At 46.7% G+C, this 16934-nt stretch carries 13 protein-coding genes and 1 pseudogene; 7 read left to right on the forward strand and 7 right to left on the reverse strand.

Features of this window, described 5'->3' with window-relative positions:
- The first annotated feature begins 58 nt into the window (after positions 1–58).
- The 4 genes and pseudogenes from ACZND6_RS05905 (at position 59) to ACZND6_RS05920 (ending at position 4111) form a co-directional block, all read left to right on the forward strand.
- On the forward strand, positions 59–1852 hold the full coding sequence (locus tag ACZND6_RS05905) for a flavocytochrome c (protein WP_008811289.1): 1794 nt from the start codon (positions 59–61) through the stop codon (positions 1850–1852).
- A gap of 214 nt (positions 1853–2066) precedes the next feature.
- On the forward strand, positions 2067–2840 hold the full coding sequence (locus tag ACZND6_RS05910) for a Sir2 family NAD-dependent protein deacetylase (protein WP_293738570.1): 774 nt from the start codon (positions 2067–2069) through the stop codon (positions 2838–2840).
- 131 nt (positions 2841–2971) lie between these two features.
- Positions 2972–3250 (forward strand): annotated as a pseudogene (locus ACZND6_RS05915) (4Fe-4S binding protein); the annotation flags it as partial.
- A 159-nt stretch (positions 3251–3409) separates the two neighbouring features.
- Positions 3410–4111 carry an NADH-quinone oxidoreductase subunit I gene (locus ACZND6_RS05920; protein ID WP_293738571.1) on the forward strand — a complete coding sequence of 234 codons (702 nt, stop codon included), beginning with the start codon at positions 3410–3412 and terminating at the stop codon, positions 4109–4111.
- Positions 4112–4116: 5 nt separating this feature from the next.
- Here the strand turns inward: ACZND6_RS05920 and ACZND6_RS05925 are convergent, their stop codons facing one another.
- Positions 4117–4692 (reverse strand): adenylate kinase, encoded by a 576-nt coding sequence (locus ACZND6_RS05925; protein ID WP_293738572.1) that lies wholly within the window; start codon positions 4690–4692, stop codon positions 4117–4119.
- 13 nt (positions 4693–4705) lie between these two features.
- Positions 4706–5983, reverse strand: a complete 1278-nt coding sequence (locus tag ACZND6_RS05930) for an amidase family protein (protein WP_279174855.1) — start codon at positions 5981–5983, stop codon at positions 4706–4708.
- A 194-nt stretch (positions 5984–6177) separates the two neighbouring features.
- On the opposite strand from ACZND6_RS05930, the gene ACZND6_RS05935 reads away from it, so the two are divergent.
- Entirely contained in the window at positions 6178–7971 is a 1794-nt protein-coding gene (locus ACZND6_RS05935; protein ID WP_489524469.1) for a flavocytochrome c, read from the forward strand.
- 390 nt (positions 7972–8361) lie between these two features.
- Here ACZND6_RS05935 and ACZND6_RS05940 read toward each other — a convergent pair whose 3' ends face one another.
- Both ACZND6_RS05940 and ACZND6_RS05945 read right to left on the reverse strand, forming a co-directional pair.
- Complete coding sequence (locus tag ACZND6_RS05940; protein ID WP_489524470.1) at positions 8362–8814, reverse strand: DIP1984 family protein; 453 nt, start codon at positions 8812–8814, stop codon at positions 8362–8364.
- A 23-nt stretch (positions 8815–8837) separates the two neighbouring features.
- The gene (locus ACZND6_RS05945; protein ID WP_489524471.1) at positions 8838–9857 is read right to left on the reverse strand and encodes a hypothetical protein; all 1020 of its coding nucleotides are present in this window, start codon (positions 9855–9857) and stop codon (positions 8838–8840) included.
- A 236-nt stretch (positions 9858–10093) separates the two neighbouring features.
- On the opposite strand from ACZND6_RS05945, the gene ACZND6_RS05950 reads away from it, so the two are divergent.
- Complete coding sequence (locus ACZND6_RS05950; RefSeq protein ID WP_489524472.1) at positions 10094–11503, forward strand: amidohydrolase family protein; 1410 nt, start codon at positions 10094–10096, stop codon at positions 11501–11503.
- 671 nt (positions 11504–12174) lie between these two features.
- On the forward strand, positions 12175–13557 hold the full coding sequence (gene dcuC, locus ACZND6_RS05955) for a C4-dicarboxylate transporter DcuC (protein WP_008811273.1): 1383 nt from the start codon (positions 12175–12177) through the stop codon (positions 13555–13557).
- A gap of 91 nt (positions 13558–13648) precedes the next feature.
- Here dcuC and ACZND6_RS05960 read toward each other — a convergent pair whose 3' ends face one another.
- From ACZND6_RS05960 to iscB, 3 genes are read right to left on the reverse strand one after another with little or no spacing between them, the layout of a single operon-like run.
- A complete protein-coding gene (locus ACZND6_RS05960; RefSeq protein WP_008811272.1) occupies positions 13649–15154 on the reverse strand; it encodes an RtcB family protein in 1506 nt (501 codons plus the stop codon).
- On the reverse strand, positions 15147–15557 hold the full coding sequence (locus tag ACZND6_RS05965) for an RNA 3'-terminal phosphate cyclase (RefSeq protein WP_008811271.1): 411 nt from the start codon (positions 15555–15557) through the stop codon (positions 15147–15149). Before ACZND6_RS05965 ends, ACZND6_RS05960 begins: the two co-directional genes overlap by 8 nt.
- Complete coding sequence (gene iscB / locus ACZND6_RS05970; protein WP_083769651.1) at positions 15523–16806, reverse strand: RNA-guided endonuclease IscB; 1284 nt, start codon at positions 16804–16806, stop codon at positions 15523–15525. The genes ACZND6_RS05965 and iscB overlap by 35 nt, the downstream gene beginning before the upstream one ends.
- Positions 16807–16934 lie beyond the last annotated feature (128 nt).

Here is a 16934-nt window from a genome sequence, read left to right on the forward strand (position 1 = left end):
GGTACTTTTGTAAGACAACGGTATGGATCTTTCCCGTACCTACCAAAGGAGAAAACTAATGCTTTTGACCAAACTTTCCGTGGCTGTCGGACTTGCCGGCGTTGCACTCGCAGCCAATGCAGTCACCTATACACCCGGAACTTACACTGAAAAAGTCAACGGTCATAATGCTGCCTTCACCGTCAAGGTAACCGTCAGCAAGAACAAGATTGAAAAGATTGAATATCCTGACAACCTTGAAACTATCGGTGTCGGCAAAGTCGCTCTGGACAAACTGTCCAAGAAGATTATCGATCGCCAATCTCTCGGCGTAGACAATGTTACCGGCGCAACCATTACTTCCTTCGCATTGAAGGGCGCCGTTAAGAAAGCACTCGAACAGGCTAAGGTTTCCAAGGCTGACATGGCCAAGCTGATGAAGAACAGCGAAAAATACACTGCTCTTCCCGCTGAAATCAAGACTAATGTTGTCGTTGTCGGCGGCGGCGGATCCGGCTTAGCTTCTGCTATCGCTGCTCAGCAGGCCGGTGCCAAAGTTATCGTTCTTGAAAAACTCGGCATCCTCGGCGGCTCCACCAACGTTTCTGAAGGCGCTTTGAACGCAGCTGACCCGCAGCGTCAGGGCAAACAGGGTATCGAAGACTCTATCCAGAAACACTATGAACAGACCATGAAGGGCGGCCACAATATCGGCAATCCTGATCTGGTTCATTACCTGACTGACCATGCTTTAGAGTCCGTTCATTGGCTGGAAAGCATCGGCGTTAAGTTTAAAGACGAAGTCGGTACTGCTACGGGTGCTTTGTGGCAGCGTTCTCACTATCCTGCTACTCCGTCCGGCAACACCTATATTCGTTCCTTCGAAAAATACATCGCCGCTCATGGCAACGACATGAAGGTCTACACCGACATGGACGCAGTCTCCCTGATTCAGGACAAGGCCGGCCGTGTTATCGGTGTAGTAGCTAAAGACAACCACACCGGCAAGACCACCAAGTTCATGGCTGACAAGGGCGTCATCCTGGCAACAGGCGGCTTCGGTGCTAATGTTGCTCTTCGTCAGAAAGTCAACACCGGCGTGTTCAAAGACTATGACCTCGGCAAGGGCATCGGCTGCACGAACTTCAACAAGTCTGCTCAGGGCTCCGGCATCATCATGGGTGAAAAAGTCGGTGCACACGTTATCGGTATGTCCGACATTCAGGTTCATCCCTGCGGAACTCCGGGTACAGGTTTGATGGAAATGGTTCGTACATCCGGCCGTAACCGTCTGTTCATCAACAAGGAAGGCAACCGCTTCGTAAACGAAGGTGCTCCTCGTGACGTCTTGGCCAAGGCTATCTTTGCACAACCCGGCTCTACTTACTACGTCCTGGTTAACCACCTCCGTTATCCGTCTCTTGACTGGGTTGACGCCAACGGCGCCAAGATGAAAGACATGATCGACCTCGGTCGTGTTGTTTCTGCTCCGACACTTGACGAACTGGCCAAAAAACTCAACATGCCTGCTGCTAACCTGAAGAAGGCTGTTGAAGACTACAACGGTGTTGTTGCCGGTACATACAAGGATCCGCTGGGCTTCGTCGCCAACAACAAGGCTGACAAGCAGATGACTGAAGGTCCTTGGTACGCCTGCCAGAAGGTTCCGACTGTTCACCACACCATGGGCGGACTGGAAATCAACACCAAGGCTCAGGTTCTTGACGCCAACGGTAAGGTTATCCCAGGTCTTTATGCTGCCGGTGAAACCACAGGCGGTATCCACGGTTCTAACCGTTTGGGCGGCAACGCCATTGCTGACATCATGACTTTCGGTCGTGATGCCGGTACACATGCTGCTAAAGGAAACTAATCTTTCCAATAGCTGAGATTGTTTGATCTCTAACATGTTCGGGGATCGGAAATTTTCCGATCCCCTTTTTGCATCTTCGTTCTTTCCCTATTCTTCTGCATCGTGGATCCTTTATCTCCATGTCGCGACAAATATTAACGTAAGTCTGTTTAAGATTACTAATAAGGCAAGAATCTTCTTAGGTTCTAACTGATAAAGTGACCTGGAGAAAATAATGGAAATAAACTTCAAAGAATTAACGCTTAAAGGTGATCGCCCTCTTGTATTCATCTTGTCCGGAGCGGGTCTTTCTGCAGAGAGCGGAATCCCGACTTTTAGAGATGCCAACGGCCTCTGGAGAAAATACGATCCAAAGGAGCTCGCTTCTATCGGCGCACTTGAAAGGCATACACAAGATGTATTTGACTTCTATAACGAAAGAATCAAAAACGCCGAACCGTGTCGGCCTAACGCAGCTCATATAGCAATTGCAAATTTTCAGAAGGACGTCGCTGCTTTTTGTGATGTAATTCATGTCACTCAAAACGTCGACAATCTAAATGAATTAGCCGGCGCTCCGAGAGTTTTCCATCTGCACGGCGACTTCCAAACTTCCTTGTGCAGAAAGTGCAAAAAGACTTTCCCAAGAGTCGGCTTCTACGATCGAGAACAGGTTTGTCCGGTTTGCGGAGCGACCAATTTCGCAGTGAGACCCAATGTTGTGCTTTTCGGAGAAGTACCTTACGGCATGGATTGGATACCTTCGTACCTCAAGAAAGCCTGCGTCTTTATTTCCGTAGGCACTTCCGGCACCGTCTATCCTGCGGCCAATTTCGTGAGAGAAACGAAAGCATCGATAAGAATCAATCTTGATTTAGATCCGCTTATCCATCCATATTCCAAATTTAATCATAGAAGTTATGGAAAATGCACTGAGACGCTTCCCCAGCTTCTTGAAGAATTAAAGAAAGAATTAACGTCGCGACTGAAAGAAAAGGCCACCGAATAACAAATTCAGAACATGAGTTTTCATACATCTCTCCTAGCTCACTCTCCAAATCTTTCGGAGGGCGATTTTTTGTTCTGTTCTTCCTGCTATCTCCTAGAATAGAGGCCATCACAACCTGCTAGAAAGAAAAGATGTCCCTTAATAAAACACAGGTAATTGAACATCTGCTTGGACTGTGCCGTTCTGACATTGAGAAAAGGTACGGCGAACAAGCTTTAGATATTCATAACGCCAAGCTCACATTTGAGAAAAACCGATGCGTTAGGACTCTTTTTCCAAAATCTTCTTGTCGTCGCTGTGTTGAAGCATGCCGTGAAGAAGCCATTTTCCTCAATAACGGAACGATCGGTTTAGAAAATATCAAATGTACTGTTTGCGGAGCGTGCGTAAGTTCTTGTCCTACTGAGGCGTTTGCTTTTGCAAAGTACCCTCTATATTCTGCTCTGTTTCAACTCAAAAAATTACTGGAAGAGAATCAAGAACATCAATCGACCAATCTCTCAGCTATCTTTACTTGCCCTAAAAGTTCGCAAGCAAAAGAACGAATTTCCGTCGGTTGTTTAGGAAGTATGAGCCCTGCGCTCTTCGTATTGGCCCAATTAACAACGGAAGCTAAAGTTGTTGTTTATTGCGGAAACTGCAGAAACTGCGCGATCAGTAACGAAGGAGACCTTGCCAAAAGCATGGCTCAAAAAATTTCCAGACTCTCAGACATACTGAAGATACAGCCGAAGATTGAAATTGCTGAAACGGCCTCCGAAGAATTAGACAATTTAAAGCGCAGAAAGATCTTTAGAAAGATCTCTAATGAATTGCTGGAAAGGTCAGAAATTGCAAGCTTGAAAGGCAATGCTCCGAAAACTGAGAAAGTTTTCCCAGTGCTTGATCGAGAGATGCTTATTGACTGCATCAAGCTGATCCGTGACAAAAAAACGGAGTATGAGATTACTGAGAAGATATTTCCGCTTCCCGGTGTTTACAAAAATACATGCACCGGGTGCAACATCTGTGTGCTGCTTTGCCCTTCCGGCTGCTTAACCTCACGAGAGAAGGACGGTCACTTTAAACTCCTGGCAGACCCTCTCAGATGCGTGGACTGCAAACGGTGTGTGGAAGCGTGCCCGGAACAAACTTTAGTTATGCGAAAACTCTCCGGTATCCCACAGATACTGGCAGACGACGTCCAAATTTTATTAACTGGAGTACGAAAGCCTATTGAAGAAGACGCGGCCTCGATAGAGGCTAGAACGAGAGAGATATTCAATATTTAATTTCCTTAGAGACTATTTCTCCTAGCTTTGAAATCCGAACCTTCTTTCAATTGTTTTTCAATGCTGGCAACGGCCTGCGGAAAAACTTCGTATTTGTCATCTATGTCCATATGACCTAGGTGGTATTCCAAGCAGTTTTGAAAATTTCTTTCATTACACGAAATCATGTCTTCCAAAGCGAGCTCGTAGCATTGCCGCTGTTCGATGACGTTTTCGTGTTTTCTGATCAGATTGAAGTTCTTTTCCAGATAGGCTCGACTGAAAATTAAACAAAGATAACTAATTGATTTTCCTTCTTCTTCTGTGAAATCTTTTTTCCAGTCCCATGGAATATAACAGCCTTCGACAATAAGGCTCTGGTTGTTTTCGATACAAGTTTTGATCATTTCCCTGACGACCGGCCAAAGCTTTTCCGTCAAAGCATCATCGTCACTTTCAGGAGTGAGGTCAGTATTACCGCTTCTGATAAGTCCCATCTTTAGGTGGTCAATCGAAACATACGGGATCTTGTAATGCTCAAGAAGTTTCTGAGCAAGATTCGTCTTGCCTGTATGAGTGTCGCCGGCGATGAGGATAATCATTCTGCTTTATTGCTTAATTGTCAGTATGTTGAGCGGCTTTTGCTACTTCAGAAAACTCTTGCACGATATCAAGAAGAGCCAAATCATTTCCGACTCTCGAGCCCAGCATGATAGAAATTGGAGGTTTAGTCTCAAAAGAAACCGGCAAAGTGCTGCTAGGTCCTCCTCCAATGGAGAACCAGTCTACGAAGTTCAGAAAACCAACAAAGTCAGCATCGTAACGATCCAGAATGCTATTGATTAAGTTCCTGGCTTTCACCACATTTTCCTGAACCAATTTTTTCAATTCAGATTTTTCAATTTGAGGCATAGCTAACGCGTCTTCCAAACGCTCCATGCCGTAAAGATGTGCATGAGGCCTTTCTCGATAGCATTCTACGAGTCCCTCGAAAGAGCGTGGCTCATTGTCTGAGCCATATCGATGTAGGAACTTAGTTATATCAGCTCGAATATCGGTCGAACTAATTGTTTTGTAATCAAAACTGACTTCAGGCAAATCAATAAAGATAATCTCGAATCCATTGAGTTTTAGTTGAGCTAAGAAAGAACGCAGCTTAGTTTGCAGTAACTCCATCTCTCCGAGACTGCGGTTTACACATAAGATGATTCTTTTTCTACTAGGCTTGCTTTCCTTACTCCTCAATTCAAAAGATTGATCGTCAGCCGGATCGACGCCAATCATTGATAGGAAAACCTCTTTCAATAGAGCCGGATTTCGAGTCAATACACCCGGCGCATCAAAAGATGAAGACAACGGAATAATTCCGGTTCTGGAGACTAATCCTCTAGTTGGCTTAAATGAATACACACCATTTCTAAAACCCGGGATCATTAGGCTTCCTCTGGTTTCAGTGCCAAGGGCTGCATCGCAAAAACCGGCTGCGACGGCAATGGCAGATCCTGCGCTTGAACCCCCGCAGGGAAAGTTTCCATGGGGATTTTGACCGAAACCTCCTAACTCTGAATAGCCATACGGAAGCACATTGGAAGTCACAAAGCCGGCCAATTCCGTGAGATGGGTTTTGCCGAAGATTTCGATTTTGGGATTCCGGCGCAGTCTTTGAATGCAAAAAGCATCGGGAAGCTCCAAATCTTTTAATGCATGGCTGCCGGCCGACGTCGGAAAGCCTGTGACTCCGATGTTGTCCTTGACCAAAAGATGAATAGCCTTATCTGCCTGAGGATCTTTCCATTTTCTAACAGCGTGAAGTTTCCCATTAAGCCGCAATAAACGCCTTTTCATTTCAAGGGGCGACAAAGGCTTATCAAGTGGAAATGAGAGGTCGGCCATTTGAAATCCTTGTTCCAAATCTATTCAATTAACTAACAACAGCTTAATCTTAAGTCCCTGAAGTTTATATAGACAAAGAAATTTTCCATTTCTTCAACATCAGTATTTTCCTGAGTTTTTGATTTTTAGCAAACTACCTAGGTAGTCGCCGATGCTATAAAACTACTTGTCCCGCAATGCATCAAGGAGAATTGATGAGGAAAAAACTTGCTTTGATTCCTTTTATGTTATCCATGGCTTTTGCCGGTCAATCTCAGGCTGCACTGACTGACGGAGTTTACGAAACCACTGTCAACGGTCACAATGCACCGATGACTGTCAAGGTCACGATTAAAGATCACAAAATTGCCGCCATCGATGCCAGCAAAAACCTGGAAAGTTTCGGCGTCGGTAAAGTTGCTTTGGACAAAACAGCTGCCGCAATATTAAAAGACCAAACTATTGGTGTCGACAATATTACCGGCGCTTCCCTCTCAAGCCTCGCACTTAAATCTGCCGTTAGAACGTGTCTTCAGAAGGCCGGAGCTACGGACCAGGAACTAAAAAACTACACAAGAAAAGTCTCCCACATCTCTTCTACTCCTGTTGAATACAAGGCTGACGTAGCCATTATCGGCGGTGGCGGAACGGGCTTAGCGGCTGCCGTCTCTGCTCTCGAAAACGGCGCAAAGAAAGTGGTCATTCTGGAAAAACTTGGTTATCTCGGTGGCTCTACCAACGTTTCCGGTGGTGCCTTAAACGCTGTTGATGACAAACGTCAGAAAGCACAAGGTATTGACGATTCTGTTCAGAAATTCTATGAAGCAACGATGAAAGGTGGCCACAATGTCGGCAATCCTGAACTCGTCAAATACCTTACTGATAATGCTTATCCGACCGTTGAATGGATGGAAAAAGAAGGTGTCGTATTCCGCGACAAAATCGGTGCCGCAACCGGCTCTTTAGGTCAGAGAAGCCATTACGGTAAGAAACCGGCTGGTTATGCTTATACATCTGTCTTTGAAAACAAACTCAAAGAATACGGGGACCGCGTTGTCGTTTTAACGGAAACACCAGCGACAAAGTTGATTATGGACAAATCCGGGAGAGTTATAGGAGTCTCCGGATTACACGCAGGAAAGCAGCCGGTCACTGTCATTGCTCCGAGTGTGATATTGGCCACCGGCGGCTTTGGCGCAAATGTTAAGTTCCGGCAGGAAGTTAACACCGACGTCTGGAAGGAAGTCACGCTGGATAACAGAATCGGTACCACTAATATTAATAAGGCAGCACAAGGTGACGGTTTGAAGTTAGCTAAGAGCGCTCATGCCGACATTATCGGTTTGTCTGATATTCAGCTCCATCCGAACGGAACGCCCGGAACTGGCCTCATGCAGGATATTGCAACCTCCGGCCGAAATCGTCTGTTCATCAATAAGAACGGAGACAGATTTGTTTCTGAATCCGCTGCCCGCGACACGCTTTGCAAAGCTATCTTCAAGCAGCCGGACGGGACATACTGGTTGTTAATGAACAAACTTCGTTATCCGGACGAAAACAAACCCGACCGCATGGGCGTCACAATGAAGGATATGTTGGCACTCGGTCGGGTGAAAAAAGCTGATACTCTTGATGAAATGGCAAAGCTCATCAACGTCCCTGTTGATCATCTCAAAGCTGCAGTCGCCCAGTACAACAAAGCTGCATCTAACAAAGGCACTAAAGACAAGTTCGGATTTGTTGCAACTAACACAGACGACGCACCGATGACTGAAGGACCATGGTATGCATGCCTTAAAGTTCCAACGGTTCACCACACGATGGGCGGCGTCCGCATCGATACGCTTGCCAGAGCTTTGGACAAGGATGGTAAACCCGTTCCCGGGCTGTATGCTGCCGGCGAAGTCACAGGCGGGATTCATGGCGCTAACCGTCTTGGCGGTAATGCCATTGCCGACGTCTTCACCTTTGGAAGACAAGCGGGAACCTCAGCTGCACAACAAAAATAATGGTTAAGCAGTAACTTTGAGAGCCGCAGTTGCGGCTCTTTTTCTTTGAAGATTTTTCGAGATCAAGAATTAATACTCTGTGAAGTCCGCGGCAATAAAAGAGGTAACAAAAGCACTAAACGAACTGTAAAAATAAGGCTCTTGTTAAATGACAGGAAACTTCGCCGATATGGCGTACTAGTAAAAAGATCTTGATCCCCAAACCCACCCTCGAGCAATCAAATCAAAGCGCGGTAGTCAAATGTTCTAGAGAAACTGAAAAGTACAGCCGTCGTTCTCATGTGAACTTAGTTACTTCGCAGGCCTTTACAATTAATTTTGGCCCGGGCCTTCGGGCCATGAGCAAGTAAGTTTTTTGCTTTCGCCTTTGACCGCTCTACCAATCAACTTTTAGATTAATTCAGTATTCCAGTTAGTAGCTTGAATCAAATTGTCCAATTCGCGAATGTCTTTGGCCAACTGATCAACTTTTTTCTGAGTTTCCTTAACGTTAATTGAAGGAAGGACAAGAATTTCAGATCGAGAATAACGATTTGAAACTTGAGAGGCCGCGGCAATCAAATTATTCAAAGCTGTAACTTCTGTGATTCTTGTATCCCGATCAATTACTAAATCTCCAAGAAAGAAGTCTCCAACCTTGACGGATGCGTTAGTTGCATTGATCCTTTTGATCAGGGCTGCAAGCTCGCCTCTTGTAGATTCAAGCGCTTTAATCAACTCAGCGGGATCTTCGACTGGCTTTGAACCTTCTTGATAAGTCGCGTTGTCAATTAACTTTTGACGTAGCGTGCCCATCTTTATCTGTAATTGTTTACGCTCGCGTAAAGCTTCAGCTAACTTCATATCTTTTTCAACCTTTTCTTGTTTTAGAAACGGTATTCAAGTGCGGCAAAGAAACTGTTGCGCTTGATAAAACCTGCTTCCGTCACGATGTTGAAAGAAGGCGTGATTTCCCAGCGGAAACCCGCCAACATGTTCCATGGAGATTCCATCTTTTGCTTAACGTTGAATGTACCATCCCCTTTATTAACAGCACTAATCAGACTCTGAAGTTTGGGAGAAAAGCTTAACTTGGACAGTTTTCCATGAAAATTTTGGTCAACGTTCTGGTACATCGTGCCGACCCAGAGACTAAATTTACTTTGGGGCAATTTAATGGTATCAACAGCTGGCAATGTAAACCGATAGCCAACTCTTGGGACTAAAGTAAAAGCTTTGATGTTACCGTCGATGATATTCAGCTTAGTTCTCGTGTAGTTCAAATCTAGAAGCCCAAACCAATTGCCAACACCACCGGCAAAGGTTGTTCCCAAACCATAGGTGGTTCCTTTGAATTTCAGCACAAAATCGATACCATCCATATCTCCCATAGACTTAATGAGTTTATTCACGATAGAGTTGGTAGAGCCGACGTTTATCTTTGAAATCGAACGGCCTTTGGTATGACCGACTACTCCATAAACGTTCATAAAAGGAAAGACCCAAGCATCTAAACGCAGAGTTTCTGTATGGCTCCTTTGACGAGTGCTTAGAACATCAATTTTGAACAAACTTGGAGGTAACGGCTTGTTGAATATCGGCACTGTCAATCCATCAAATTGAATAGATTTAACATTGATATTCTGGTGAATATTCATGTAATTCACATTGATGCCATAACTTTTTGGCAGTTCGTAGCCCTTTTCTCTGGCCTCTTTACCAAAAATCGGAAGAAACGGTTCGTCGTCTTCAACTTCTTCCTTCTGAATAGTTGAAGTTTCACCGGCTGGAGTGATCTCGACATTAGCGGTATCCAACGAGTAGTCCAGGGATTTTTGAGAATCTTGCTGAGCAAAAGCCGTCGTCGTAAGCAATACAGATGCCGTCAATGCAACAAGTTCTGTCAAGGAGTAAATTTTCAAAATTAGGCCTTTAATTATGTTCCTTCCGTATAGGTACGAATTGTATGAAAAGCCTTTCTACTGCTGATATTCGAATGATCTAAATGGGTAACAAAAATCAAGAAAATACAAGGAAAGTGTTTTCAAAATCTTGCAGGTTAGTCTCAATATTCAAGAGACCTTGTTGCTCATACAATCTCAGGCACGCAACACCAAAATTCAATCCCAGGAGAAAATTCAAAATGTTTGACTTGATCATCCGAGGTGCGCTTGTCGTAGATCCTCTTAACAAGGTTAATGCAATTAAAGATCTTGCCGTCTCAGAAGGAAAAATCGCCGCAGTTAAAGACGAAATCTCTCTTCCTGCAAAGAAGCTCATCGAGGCTTCAGGAAAAGTCTTGATTCCCGGCATCATTGATATGCATACGCATATGCGCACGGTGTTAGGCCATAAACACGCCCAGCGCATGATTGCTCTGGCCGGCGTTTGCACTACTCTGGATATGGCCGGACCTTTAGAAGACATTCTGACATCCATTCCCGGAAGCGGCGCCGGTGTCAACATTGCAATCCTTGACGCTGCCAGAGACGGACAGACACTAACCTCTTCCCGCCCATCTCAGCAGGAACAATCCGACTTCCTGGATAGAACGCTGGAAAACGGCGGCATCGGCATCAAACTTCTCGGCGGCCATTTCCCGATGGATGTTGATATCAGTGAAAGTTTTATCGAGTTAGCTAACCAGAAAAAATCCTGGATTGCCTGGCATGTCGGAAGCACCGCTCACGGCTCAAATATCGAAGGCTTTAGAGAAGCCGTTGCAGCAGCTAAAGACAACTTCCTGCATATTGCTCACATCAACAGCTATTGCCGCGGACAAATCTCCAACGAAACAGATGAAGCACTTGAGGCCATATCCCTTCTCAAAGCACATCCGCATATCTTCTCCGAATCTTATCTTTCTCCGTTGAACGGAACTCGGCTCGTCGTTCAGAACGATGCTCCTATCAGCAAAGTTACTGTTACATGCCTCAAGAAGTTGGGCTATGAACCGACGTATAACGGCATGAAGAAGGCAATCTTTGACGGCGCGGCCGGTGTGTTAGTCGATGACGGAACGATCGGCAAACTCTTAAGCGGAAAGGAAGGCGTCGAATATTGGGAAAGCAAAGAAACCAAAACAACTGGCAGTTTCAAAGTTAATCCTGCTATTAGCCGTTTCCTGATTGCTTCCGCAAAACGCGCCGACGGTTCTTTCGTTGTTGACTCCTTCTCAACCGACGGCGGCTGCTACCTGCGCAACGTCATCGTTGAAAATGGACTCCTCCTTGTGAAGTTCGGAGCTCTGAATCTCAATGAATATGCGGTTAAAGCCAGCCTTAACGGAGCTAGAGCTTTAGGCCTAAAGAGCAAAGGACATCTCTCCGTCGGAGCCGATGCAGACATCTCCATTCTGGACATTCAAAATGAAAAGGCCTTTGCCACTATTGTTGAAGGCAACGTCATCATGCTGGACGGTCAGCTTTTAGGAAAAGGCACAACAATCATTTGCGATGAAAGGGGCGCCTCCACTCTGGCTAAACGCGGTATCAAGCACATTGTGAAAGAGGAATTCTCTCTGAAACAGATCACCGATCGTTTCATTCCTTAATCCTGCAGTCGATTATTCTCGGCCGTCCTTTTCGGACGGCCATCTCTTGGACGTGGGTAGGCTTGTCTGAAATTTCTTCTATAAAAGAAATTTTTATGTTTATGAGATTTTTTTTCTTTCGTAAAAGAATTTTTATTATTTTTGAAGAATTTTCATTTGTCTTAGCAAGGAAACAAAGGAATTTGGTTACTTTACAAAAAGCAAATTCCTGCCGAGCTCAAATCACAAACTTTCCGATCGATCCATTTCTTTTGAACAACCTTGGAAACCATAAGCGGGATCTAACATAGTTGAATGCGATTTGTTTCAAATCTTGTCAAGGTTTTCACGGACAAAACCTCCCAAATTCAAGTTTGCCCACGTTTCTGCCTTAACAAATATTGAGGTAATTTCTGATAACAATTTTGCGGGATAGCCCTGATAATGACTCCGTGAGAAGTCTTATGCGCCAATCGGTCTGACTAGGTTTTGTTTCTAAAACCTCTTCTTTGCCTCCAACTGACAGGTTTTAGGCAAACGAGGCAATTAGGTCTTCAACCTTCGATCGAAGGAGAGGAGCCGACCCCATTAGCGGCTTAGCAAATAGCTCTGATTTTCCTCCCAGAAAGTCACTTCTTTGATTCGATGACTAAAACTAAATTTATTTATCTCAACCGCCCAAGGAAATTTATATGTTAAGTATCTGCATCGTTATTGCTTCGATTGCGGCCGCGGCTTACTTGATTTTCAAGAAGTATTACGCGCCCGGCGCCTTGTTGTTTGTGGGCCTCATCACATTAGGTGTTGTCGCCTGCATCAGCCCGGACCCTCTGATTACCGGTAAAAAGGCTACTCATCTTGCCGGTCTTGATGTCATTCAGATCTTTACTAACCTGCTTCAGACAAGAACAGCCGGTTTAGGTATGAACATCATGGCAATTGCCGGCTTCACTTACTTTATGGACCAGATCGGTGCTTCCGGCGCCCTGGTGAGATTAAGCGTTAAGCCGCTCAAGCTGATTAAAGCTCCGTACATCGTTATGACACTGGGCTTCATTCTGAGCTTAATCCTTAACGTTTTCATTCCGTCTGCAGCCGGCTTAGCCCTCCTGTTGATGGTCTCCCTCTACCCGGTTATGGTCATGGGCGGTATCTCCCGTCAGTCTGCCGCAGCAACCATCTTGGTCGGCGGCTGCTGCTGTTTTGGCCCGTCCGGCGGCAACAACCTTCTGGCTGCTGATCTCACAAAGATGCACGTCATGGACTTCTTCCTGAATGTTCAGTGGACCATCGGCTGGGTTGCTGTTATCGCTATGCTCGTTGCCCACTTCTTTATCCAGCGCTGGTTCGATAAGAGAGACCTCGCCAAAGGCATCCTGACTAAGGAAGACTTCGAAGTTCCTCAGCTGACTAAAGAAGACGCCAAAGCCGAAAACGCTCCGCTTTGGTACGCACTCTTCCCGCTGATCCCGGTTATCCTCCTGTTCGTCTTCTCTCCGCTAATGTACAAAGGCATCCGCATGGAAGTTGTGACTGCCCTGCTGGTCTCCACTTTCGTTGCCCTCATCCTTGACGGCATCAGAAGAATGAACCTCAAAGAATCCATCGGCACGATAAAGACTTTTGCTCAGGGTATGGGTAAGGTCTTTACCTCCACCGTCTTCCTGATTGTCTGCGCGGAAGTGTTCGCAGCTGGTTTAACGAAGTCCGGTGGTATTGCTGAAATCATCAACTCCGTTTCCGGTATGCAGGCTGGCGGTTACGCTGTCTTCACCGTTATGTTCCTCATCGTCGTCGGTTCCGCCTTCGTGATGGGCTCCGGCAACGCCGCTTTCTTCAGCTTCGCTCCAATGATTCCGGATATCGCAGCCAAAGTTGGTTTGAACGCTGCATTCATGATTTCTCCGCTCCAGTTAGCCTCCGGTATGGCTCGTTCTTCCAGCCCGATCGCAGGTGTGACGATTGCTATTGCAGGTTTGAGCGGACTCAATCCGTTTGATTTGATCAGAAGATCCATCCCCGTCATGGTAATTGCCATTATCGCTACTTACCTCCGTTCGCTGATGCTGATCTAGTTTTAGACTGATCTGATTCAACAAGAGGCAGCCAGCTGCCTCTTGTTGTTTCTGCCTATCCGTTTTAAGCCGGATGGAACAGATGCCCTCCCTACATACAAACATCTCCATCACCTTTGTTCTCCGGCTTTTTCTTCTTCTTTTTGTTGCCCCACTGGTTGCCTTCAGCAGCCATACGGACAAGCTTCGGCTCGAATTTCGCCAGGACATCTACCAAATCTCTCTGGCCGTCGATCACCTTATTGATGTCTTTATAGACTTCAGGAGATTCGTCCAGGGTTCCTCCGATCAAAGAGATGCTCTGTTCCTTGAGGATCTTTTTCATATCGGCATGTTTCAAGGTTCTGAAAGCAGCCGCTCGGCTCATCACTCTGCCTGCGCCATGAGAACAGGAATTGAAAGATTCCGCATTTCCTTTACCTCGAACAATGAATCCGGACGAACCCATAGATCCCGGCACCACACCTAACTTACCTTTGCCGGCCGGCGTTGCGCCTTTTCGATGCACAATGAGTTCTTCTCCGTCATACATCTCTTTCCAGGCGAAGTTGTGGTGGTTTTCTACAAAACCCAATACGCCGCAGCCTAAAGCTCCGATCACGCTCTCATGGATCAGCTCATGGTTGGCTTCAGCGTATTTACCGCAGAGCTCCATGGCCTCCCAGTAATCTTTTCCTTCCTGAGAATCTAATTCCAGCCAAGCCAAACGCTTTAAGTTCTCAGGCAGTTCCGGATGGAGCTGCTGAGCCAGTTCAGAGAAGTGATTCGCAACATGCAGGCCTAAGCCTCGGCTTCCGGAGTGAGACAAAAGCGCTGTATAGATCCCGGCCTTAATTTTTAAGGTCGGTTCATCAACGTCGTTCTCCACCGTGAGCTTTCCGAATTCAACGAAATGGTTTCCGTGACCGCTCGTTCCCAACTGAGAAGCTGCACGCTTGAAATTCTCTTTGACGACGCCAGATTTCCTCCATAACGGATCCTCCATTACCTTGTGCGTACGCTTTCCGGGCTCGAACGTCACACCTACGCCGAAACGCGTTTCATCCAAAAGTGTTGCGCCGAATTTGCGGCGATCTTTTTCGAATTCTTCGTAAGGAATATCAAGAATCGATATTCTCATGCGGCAGGCAATATCCACGCCGACAGCATACGGAATCACTGCGTTTTTAGTCGCCAGCACGCCGCCGATCGGGAGACCGTAACCCTGGTGAGCATCCGGCATCAGAGCGCCTCCGACGGAAATCGGCAAACTAACAGCCTCATCCATCTGTTCAAGCGCTCTGGCTTCGACCTTTTCTGTGCCCCACAACTTCCAAGGTGCCTTTTCTTTCCTCTCGCTGTAAACGATTCGGCCACTTCGGAATTTCTCCAGTTCTTCGGCTGCAGCTTTGAAATTTTCTCTAACTTCTTCCGGGATATCTACCTGCTCCAAGACTTCTGTCGGATTGGCAGATACCGCCAGTTTGCCGACCAGAGGTTTTAATTCAGAATCCTTTTTACCGGCTGCATAGGATTTTCCGAGGGCTTCATAGAGTTTTGCTCTGATCTCGGCAACTTTGGGAACTTTCAATTCCTCTAAATCTTTTCCTTTAATCATGATTCTCTCTCTTAAATTTAGGCACGTTGACGACCAGGCACTTTCCGTCTTTTTCTGTCTTTACTTTTTGACCTGTAAACAATTCCAGAACCTTGATGCAGCTTTCAAGATGCTCTGATGAGCCCTTGGTTAAAAAGCTCCCTCCTGCTGCAAAGAAAAGCGGAAGAATGATCTGGTCAGCTAAATGAGTTTCAATCGGTGCTGATGCCGCAAGAAAACCTCTAATCTTTCTTGCCAGTGCTTCAGAAGTGTCACCGTACTGAGCAATTTCACTGAATACCGTAGGATTCCGTCCTGTCGTCCTAACGATTACCGCAGCTCCCGGTTCCTCGATGTCGGGATTTTCAGTGATCTCCAATTCATCAAATTTAGGTGCGGAGACTCCTGCCTTCAGGCAGGGCAAGAAGCGCCTCCTCCTTTCGAATTTCTGTTAAATAGGTTCGTCTCTTTTCCAGCAGATGCAGCTTCTTGCAGCTGATGCCAGCCGAAATTCGGGTTCCGTCAAGCTTCCGAACATCAAAGAACCCGGATGATCGACGGCCGAAAATGAAGCCTTCTTCTCCCTGGCAGGCAACTTTGTCAAAAAGACGAAAGCCATTGACCTCAAAGGGCGCCTGATTGCGCTTTCGAATGCCGCCTTTGAGGATGGAAAGCTTATGAATCTGCCGGTTGTTCCGACGCGTCTGCTTCTGGAAGAAGAATTCGCCGAGCCTTTCGGCGCCGAGGTTGCCGGCGATGCAGAAAGCATCTGCACAATGCGACTTAGCGATGTCGTTCGCGATCCGTGCGTGCTTAGTCCGATAGCCGTAGGTGTTGTTCACTTCCAGCTCAGGATGCGACGCCTTCAGGCGATTCAGCACCTCCCAGCGCATAATTCCCATGAAGGCTTCCGCGCGGAACGATTGTCCGCGCTTTGCCTTCAGCGTGATTTCACCGCGATGAAGCGCCTTATGGCATGTCTCACAAAGCGTAATCAGGTTGCCGGGTGAATCGCCGCCTGTACGTCTGCTCTCCAAGTGATGAACATTGAGCACCGGGTCTTTTGATCTGCCGTGACAATGCTGGCAAACGTGCCCGTCTCTGAAAAGAACATACTCGCGGACGTTCCAGAAGCCGAGCTGTTCACCTTCTTGGTACTCTTTCCCTGAAATGTCGGGATTCTTCAGCAGCTGCATGTCGAAAGACGCCGTTTCCACGGTGATCTTTGTGACCGGCAGCAATCGAAGAACCGCTTCTATGCGCGACAAGTGCGCGTTGATTCGGTTTTCAACCGACGGTGCAAGCCAGCCTTTGCGCTTGGTGCGGATGCGGTTGTCGAACCTCGGTGCGCGGTAGCGAGTTTTACGATTTCTGCGAGCCCGGCGCAACTCACGACGCGCAGAGAGCAGATCGGTGATGTCCTGCCGCAGTTCGACTTCGGATGCATAAAGTTCAGCCTTTTCCGTGGATGCGGAAAGGCCGACATGTTTGTACCCGGCATCAACGCCCAGACTCACCGGCTGTTTGGTCTCACCCGTTGCAATCGTCAGCTGAATAGTGAAAGGCGTGCGCCTTACCACAATAGCTTTCTTCTCTTTAAGCAGAAGGCGCGCTTTTGCCGGTGAACAGGGCATCAGCGGTTTTCCGCGTTTGTTCCTAACAAATACTCTCAAGTTTGTCTCCTCGGTCTTTCGACCGGTTGTGATCCTTCGCCAATGTTGGAAGGGGTTTCAAGCCGACAGCACCGCTCCTGCCTCTCAGAGCTTTTAACCATCGGCCGCAGAGCGCGGGACTAGGATCT

This window comes from Parasutterella sp. (assembly GCF_057870745.1).

What these genes read in the sequence shown, in the direction of transcription:
- ACZND6_RS05905 (WP_008811289.1), top strand. Translation starts at nt 59, where the DNA reads ATGCTTTTGACCAAACTTTCCGTGGCTGTCGGACTTGCCGGCGTTGCA.
- ACZND6_RS05910 (WP_293738570.1), top strand. Translation starts at nt 2,067, where the DNA reads ATGGAAATAAACTTCAAAGAATTAACGCTTAAAGGTGATCGCCCTCTT.
- ACZND6_RS05920 (WP_293738571.1), top strand. Translation starts at nt 3,410, where the DNA reads ATGAGCCCTGCGCTCTTCGTATTGGCCCAATTAACAACGGAAGCTAAA.
- ACZND6_RS05925 (WP_293738572.1), bottom strand. Translation starts at nt 4,692, where the DNA reads ATGATTATCCTCATCGCCGGCGACACTCATACAGGCAAGACGAATCTT.
- ACZND6_RS05930 (WP_279174855.1), bottom strand. Translation starts at nt 5,983, where the DNA reads ATGGCCGACCTCTCATTTCCACTTGATAAGCCTTTGTCGCCCCTTGAA.
- ACZND6_RS05935 (WP_489524469.1), top strand. Translation starts at nt 6,178, where the DNA reads ATGAGGAAAAAACTTGCTTTGATTCCTTTTATGTTATCCATGGCTTTT.
- ACZND6_RS05940 (WP_489524470.1), bottom strand. Translation starts at nt 8,814, where the DNA reads ATGAAGTTAGCTGAAGCTTTACGCGAGCGTAAACAATTACAGATAAAG.
- ACZND6_RS05950 (WP_489524472.1), top strand. Translation starts at nt 10,094, where the DNA reads ATGTTTGACTTGATCATCCGAGGTGCGCTTGTCGTAGATCCTCTTAAC.
- dcuC (WP_008811273.1), top strand. Translation starts at nt 12,175, where the DNA reads ATGTTAAGTATCTGCATCGTTATTGCTTCGATTGCGGCCGCGGCTTAC.
- ACZND6_RS05960 (WP_008811272.1), bottom strand. Translation starts at nt 15,154, where the DNA reads ATGATTAAAGGAAAAGATTTAGAGGAATTGAAAGTTCCCAAAGTTGCC.